6 protein-coding genes are annotated in these 6,664 nt (G+C 70.5%); 1 reads left to right on the top strand and 5 read right to left on the bottom strand.

Going from position 1 to position 6,664, the window contains the following annotated elements; all coding sequences use genetic code 11:
- From QH470_RS21895 to QH470_RS21885, 3 genes are all read right to left on the bottom strand, one after another.
- The coding region (locus QH470_RS21895) for a type I polyketide synthase (protein WP_280274219.1) at positions 1-1,779 on the bottom strand (1,779 nt) is incomplete at its 3' end.
- 24 nt (positions 1,780-1,803) lie between these two features.
- A complete protein-coding gene (locus QH470_RS21890) occupies positions 1,804-3,021 on the bottom strand; it encodes a cytochrome P450 (RefSeq protein WP_280274218.1) in 1,218 nt (405 codons plus the stop codon).
- Positions 3,022-3,032: 11 nt separating this feature from the next.
- The gene (locus tag QH470_RS21885; RefSeq protein ID WP_280274217.1) at positions 3,033-3,908 is read right to left on the bottom strand and encodes an alpha/beta fold hydrolase; all 876 of its coding nucleotides are present in this window, start codon (positions 3,906-3,908) and stop codon (positions 3,033-3,035) included.
- Between the two features lie 112 nt (positions 3,909-4,020).
- On the opposite strand from QH470_RS21885, the gene QH470_RS21880 reads away from it, so the two are divergent.
- The gene (locus tag QH470_RS21880; RefSeq protein ID WP_280274216.1) at positions 4,021-5,253 is read left to right on the top strand and encodes an NAD(P)/FAD-dependent oxidoreductase; all 1,233 of its coding nucleotides are present in this window, start codon (positions 4,021-4,023) and stop codon (positions 5,251-5,253) included.
- On the opposite strand, the gene QH470_RS21875 is transcribed toward QH470_RS21880, so the two are convergent.
- On the bottom strand, positions 5,210-5,458 hold the full coding sequence (locus QH470_RS21875; protein WP_280274215.1) for a ferredoxin: 249 nt from the start codon (positions 5,456-5,458) through the stop codon (positions 5,210-5,212). The genes QH470_RS21880 and QH470_RS21875 overlap by 44 nt on opposite strands.
- The gene (locus QH470_RS21870; protein WP_280274214.1) at positions 5,455-6,654 is read right to left on the bottom strand and encodes a cytochrome P450; all 1,200 of its coding nucleotides are present in this window, start codon (positions 6,652-6,654) and stop codon (positions 5,455-5,457) included. The genes QH470_RS21875 and QH470_RS21870 overlap by 4 nt, the downstream gene beginning before the upstream one ends.
- Positions 6,655-6,664 lie beyond the last annotated feature (10 nt).

The following is a 6,664-nucleotide window of genomic DNA, read 5'->3' as shown; positions in this document are numbered from 1 at the left end:
CCCCACCAAACCCGACAACGCCACCTCACACTCACCAAAACGCTCCGCAAACACCACCGACTCCCCCAACAACACCCGACCCATACCCACCCACTGCGAACCCTGACCAGGAAAAACCAACACCACACCACCCGACACCGCGGGCCCGCCGAGCACCGCCCGCCCTTCGGCAATCTCGCCGAGACCCCCCAGCAACTCGTCCCGATCGCCGCCGAGCACCACCGCGCGGTGCTCGAACCGCGAACGATTACTCAGCGACCATCCGATGTCGACCGAGCCCGATTCCGTTCGCGCGGCGAGGAATTCACGAAGCCCGGCAGCCTGCGCGACCAGCGCGGACGGCGAGCGCGCCGAGAGCACCCACGGAATCACCGGCAGACCGGCCCGATCAACCTCGGGCACGGCCTGCTCCGGCGCCTCCTCCACGATCACATGCGCGTTGGTGCCGGAGATGCCGAACGACGACACACCCGCGCGCCGTGGACGATCCGCACTCGGCCACGGTCGCGGCTCGGTCAGCAGCTCGACATTCCCGGCCGCCCAGTCCACGTGCGGGGTGGGGCGGTCGACGTGCAAGGTGGCGGGCAGCGTGCGGTGACGCAGCGCCAGAATCATCTTGATCACTCCGGCCACACCCGCCGCCGCCTGGGTGTGCCCAAGATTGGATTTGATCGAGCCCAGCCACAGCGGGCGGTCACCGGAACGGTCCTGCCCGTAGGTCGCGAGGATCGCCTGCGCCTCGATCGGGTCGCCGAGAGTCGTTCCCGTGCCGTGCGCTTCGACGGCATCGACATCGCTCATCGATAAACCCGCACTCGCCAGCGCCGCACGAATAACCCGCTGCTGCGACGGACCGTTCGGCGCGGTCAAACCGTTCGACGCGCCATCCTGATTCACCGCCGACCCTCTGACCACCCCCAGAATCTCGTGACCGTGGCGCAGCGCGTCCGAAACACGCTCCACCACAATCACACCCACCCCCTCGGACCACCCCGTCCCGTCGGCGGCCGCCGCGAAGGACTTGCAGCGGCCGTCCGGCGACAGCCCGCCTTGCAGTGAGAATTCGACGAACACCTCCGGCGACGCCATCACCGTCACCCCGCCCACCAGCGCCAGCGAGCACTCCCCCGCCCGCAACGACAACCCCGCCTGATGCAACGCCACCAACGACGACGAACACGCCGTATCCACCGTCACCGCAGGACCTTCCAAACCCAGCACATACGACACCCGACCCGACACCACACTGGCGGCGGTCGCGGGAATGCCGTGACCCGGCGCCGCGTACTCCTGCGGCGACGCCACACCCACGAACACCCCGGTATCGCTGCCGCGCAACCCCTCCGGATCGAACCCCGCGGATTCCAGTGCCTCCCAGGCCACCTCGAGCAACAGCCGCTGGCGCGGGTCCATGCCGACCGCCTCGCGCGGGCTGATGCCGAAGAACGCCGCGTCGAATTCGGCGGCACCGTCGAGGAAACCGCCCGACCGGGTGTACGACCTGCCCTCCGTGCCCGGCCGCGGGTCGAACAGACCGGCCACATCCCAGCCGCGGTCGGCCGGGAACTCCCCCACCACGTCCCGGCCCTCGGCCAGCAGCCGCCACAAGTCGTCCGGCGACGCGACGCCGCCCGGATATCGGCACGCCATGCCCACCACGGCCAGCGGCTCGGGCGCGCGGCCCAGCCGCAGCTCGCGGTTCTCCCGGCGCAGGCGCTCGACGCGGCGCATCGACGCCCGCAGAGCCTCGACCAGTTCGGTATCCGGAGTGTCAGTCATCGCATCCCCTCGCAACGGTGCGGGTCAGACGGAGATCGGCAGTGTCTCCGGCCCGCGCAGGTTCACCCGGCCGTTCCAGCGGACGTCGCCGTCCAGCCGGAGCTTGCCGAACCGCTGCACCAAGCCGCCGATCGCCAGCCGCCCCTCCATCCGGGCCAGTGCCGAACCCAGGCAGAAGCGGGAACCGGCGCCGAACGACAGGTGCGCTCGCGCGTTCTCGCGATCCAGGCGCAGCCGGTCGGCATCCGGTCCCCAGAACTGTTCGTCCCGGTTCGCCGAGCCGAGGCTGGTCAGCACGAACGCGCCGGCCGGGATGACGACATCACCGGCGGGGAACGGCCGCACGGTGATTCGCCGCAGGGCCTGCGTCGGCACGTCGTAGCGCAGCACCTCGTCGATCGCGTTATCGATCAGGCCGGGTTCCGCGCGCAACGCCGCGAGCTGATCGGGATTGCGCAGCAGCGCCAGCGTCCCGTTCGCGATGAAGTTGACCGTGTTGTGGTAGCCCGCCAGGTAGATGAGTTCGACCTGCGCAACCAGTTCGTCGTCGTCCAGGACATCGCCGTCGTCCTCGGCCGCGATGAGCGCCGACATCAGGTCGTCGGCCGGGTCGGCGCGCTTCCACGCGATGACCTCCCGCACGATCCCCGCCAGCTCCTCGTCGGCCGCGGTGAGCGCGCGAGCCAGTTCGGGATCGACACCGGGCTCGAAGGATCGTGCCAGCACCGCCGCCAGCTCCCGCACCCGGACGTGATCGGTGTCGGGCATGCCGAGCATCGCGGAAATGACCTCGAACGGCAGCGGGAAGGCCAGCGCGGCAACGAGATCGGCGGTGCCCGCGGCGGCGATCTCGTCCAGCCGGGCCTCGACCAGTGTCGCGATCCGGGCCTCGAGCGCCTGCACCGCACGGGGGGTGAATGCCTTGGTGACCAGTTTGCGCAGCCGGGTATGCGTCGGCGGATCGCGGTCCAGCATCGACAACCCGCCCAGCCGCGGCGTGCCGACCCGGCCGTAGAGCTGCTCGTTCATGTCGCGATAGCGGCCGGGCCCGAGGTTCTCCAGTTCGACGGACTGCTCGGACCGCAGCATCGCCTGTACATCGGCGTACCGGCCGAGAAACCAGAACCCCAGCGGATGTTCGTGCGCCGGGGCCTCGGCCCGTAGTCGCGCGTACTGCGGGTAGGGATCGTCGGTGAACCCCGGTTCGAAGGGATTGAAGACGGCCGCGGTCGACTGGCTCATGGTCGATCTCCTCAGGGCTGTGCCGGCGCGGATCGCCGGCCGAGCACGTCGCGCAGCCGCCGCGCGTACTCGACGGGATGGGTGAAATGCGCATTGTGGCCGCCGGGGAATGGCACCGCCGCGGTCTCGAGCGCGGCGGCCAGCGCGTGGGCGCAGCGACTGCCGAACAATGCCGGGTCGGTCGCCTCGCCCACCGCCGCGACGACGGGCACGGGCGTGTTCCGCAGCGCGGTGACATCCACCGGAGTGGTTCGCGCCTGCGGGATCTCGTTGGTCAGGATGAAGTCGAAGTTGGCGGTGCGCTGGCCCGCCACGGCCGGGTCGGTGGCCGCGGCATCGTGGTCGAGACTGTGCTGGACACGGTGCTGCGCGGCGGCGCCCGCCCCCAGCATCGCGGAAATGCGGACCACGGCGGCGGGCAGGCCGCGCTCGCGGTAGTCGGCCTCCAATTCCTCGAAGGCGGCCACGTGTTCGGCCCGATCCGCGCCCGTGAGCAGGGCGGGCGCGAGCGGTTCGTGCGCGACCACCGTCGCGAACAATGCGGGCGCGGCGAGTACGGCGTGCAGCGCGGGCAGGACACCGAGCGCGCAGCCGAGGACGTGCGCCGGTGCGTCGGTCAGTTCGGTGAGCAGCAGGCGCAGGTCGTCGGCGTGGACGGCGACGGGCACCGGGGCACCGCGCCGGTCCAGCGGACTGCGGGCGAAACCGCGTCGGTCGTAGGTCACGACGGTGAAGGCGTCACCGAGGCGCGCGGCGATCTCGGTGCTGCGCCGGACCTCTCCGCCGCCGCTGTCGGAGATCAGCAGCAGCGGGCCCTCGCCCCGCAGTTCGTAGTGCAGGGTCGCCCCGGGCACTCGCACCGAGCCGGTGCGCAGGTCGGTAGTCATCGGCACTCCTTCACCGTCGGGCTCCGGCCGCACAACAATGTTCGCCGGAATGCTCGTACAACGCTACAGTGATTTCATTGTCGGATCACGCTTCCTAGGAAGGATACGAGCAATGACGACAAAATACGATGTCATTGTCGTCGGGGCTCGCTGCTCGGGCGCACCCACCGCAATGTTGTTGGCGCGCAAGGGCTATCGTGTGCTACTGGTAGACCGTTCGACATTCCCGAGCGACACGGTGTCCACGCACATGGTGCAGGCTCCCGGGGTGGCGTTGCTCGAACAATGGGGCCTGCTGGCTCCGGTGGTCGCGGCGGGGACCCCGCCCATCGAGAAGTACACGTTCGATTTCGGCTTCGACAGCGGCCCGGTGCGGCTGTCCGGCACGGCCCGCACGGCCACGGGCCACAGTACCGCGTACGCGCCGCGGCGCACGCTGCTGGACAAGATCCTGGTCGACGGGGCCGTGGCCGCGGGCGCGGAGGTGCGCGAGCACTTCACCGTCGAGGCGCCGGTGTTCGAGGACGGCCGGGTGGTCGGTGTCATCGGGCACACCGCGCGGGGCGCCTCCGTGGTGGAGCGCGCCCGGGTGGTCGTCGGCGCGGACGGCCGCGACTCCCGCATCGCCAAAGCCGTTGGCGCCGAACGGTACAACGAGCATCCCAAGGGCCAGTACCAGTACTACACCTATTGGCGGGACCTGCCCGTCGACGGATTCGAGGTGGTCATCCGCCCCGGCCGGGTGTGGGCGGCCCAGCCCACCAACGACGGGCTCACCATGCTCGTGGTCGCCTGGCCGATGGCGCGGCGCAACGAGTTCCGAGCCGACATAGAGCGCAATTACCTGCGGACACTGGAACTCTCGCCGGAGTTCGCGGCACGCGTGCGCGGCGCGACCCGGGTCGAGCCGTTCGTCGGCGCGGCCGTGGCCAACTACTTCCGCAAGCCCTACGGTCCCGGCTGGGCCCTGGTCGGCGACGCCGCCTACAACAAGGACCCCATCACCGCGCTCGGCATCACCGACGCCTTCCAGGGGGCCGAGCTGCTGAGCACGGCGATCGACCAGACCTTCACCGGGACAGCGTCGTTCGACGCCGCCATGGCTGACTATCAGCGCACCCGGGACGCACGCAACGAGGCGGTGTACGAGCACACCACCCATCTGTCCCGGCTGGAACCCGCGTCCGCCGATTTCGAGCGGCTGGTTCGCGCGATGCAGGGCAATCAGGAGGCGATGGACGCGTTCGCCGCGATCAACGCGGGCATCGTGTCGCCGGTCGAGTTCTTCGACGAGGCCAACATCAATCGCATTCTCTGCGGGGTCCCGGCGGGGGCGCACCGGTGACGAGCGCGATGGCGGCCGCCGGGCACAGTTCGGCGGCCGCGCGCACGTCGTCGCCGTCCGCCGCCGCGCCGCCCGCGACGAGCACGACCAGGCCCGAGTCGTCCTGATCGAATGTGCCGGGCGCGGCCGAAACGCAATGCCCCGCACCGATACAGCGGTTCCGGTCGACGGTCACCGTGCCGTCGGTCGGCGCGGGCCCGCTCACCACCGCACCGGCAGCGCGTGCAGGCCGTAGATGCGCATATCGTGCTTGTACGGCAGAGCGGTGAGGTCGGCGTCGAGACGCAGGCCCGGGATCCGGCGGAACACCGTGCGATAGGCGATCTGGAGTTCGACCCGGGCCAGCGCCTGCGCCAGGCACTGATGCGGGCCGAAGGCGAAGGCCAGGTGGTTGCGCGCGGGCCGGGCGACGTCGAGCACATCCGGATCGCCCTCGAAGGCGCTCGGATCGCGGTTGGCGGACTCGATGGCCAGGATCAGCCCCTCGCCCGCGCGGATCAGGGTGCCCTCGACCTCGAGGTCCTCGCGCGCCACCCGACGCCTGCCGTGGTGGACGATGGTGAGATAGCGCAGGATCTCTTCCACCGCACCGGCGGTCGACGCCGGGTCGTCGGCGTCGCGAAATCGCTGCAGCTGTAGGGGATTCGCGAGCAGCGCGGCGACACCCAACGCGATCATGTTCGCCGTCGTCTCGTGTCCCGCCAGCAGCAGCACCCGGCCGATACCGGCGATCTGGCGGTCGGACAGCTCGCCCTGCGACACCAGGTGGGTGAGAATGTCCGGTCCGGGCCGCGCCCGCTTGGCCGTGACCACCGCGCCGATGAGCCCCAGCATCTCGTCGGCGGCCGCCAGGGCCTGCTCGGCGGTGGACGTGGTCGAGATCGAGGTGCCCGCCAGCCGCTGGAACCGCCCGCGCTCGTCGTAGGGCACGCCGAGCAATTCGCAGATCACCATGGACGGCAGCGGCAGCGCGTACGCCGCCACCAGATCGGCCGCGTCGCCGGCGTGCAGCATCGCGTCGATCAGGTCGTCGGCCATCCGCTGGATCCCCGGGCGCATGGCTTCGATCCGCTTGATCGAGAAGTAGCTCGTCAGCATGCGCCGGTATACCGCGTGCTCGGGATCGTCCATGGACATGAAGGTGTTGCCGCGCTTGACACTCGCGGCGAGCGCGACCGTCGAGAACGGATAGCCCGGCCGGGTCGCGTCGGCGCTGACCCGGGGATCGGCCAGCAGCGCGCGCACCGCGCGGTAGCCGGTCACGAGCCATGGTTCGCTGCCGTCCCAGATCCGCACCCGCGACACCGGCGGCGCGCGCCGCAGTTCCGGCGGCGGATCGAAGGGGCAGCGCGCCTCGCGCGGCATCGGGAACGAGCGCACATCGGCTGCCGGTTCGGTCATCTCGGTCTCC

Source organism: Nocardia wallacei, assembly GCF_029868745.1.
In the GTDB taxonomy this organism is placed as follows: Bacteria; Actinomycetota; Actinomycetes; order Mycobacteriales; family Mycobacteriaceae; genus Nocardia; species Nocardia wallacei_B.
Note: the sequence above shows the minus strand (reverse complement) of the source record. Positions and strands in the feature narration are given on the sequence as shown.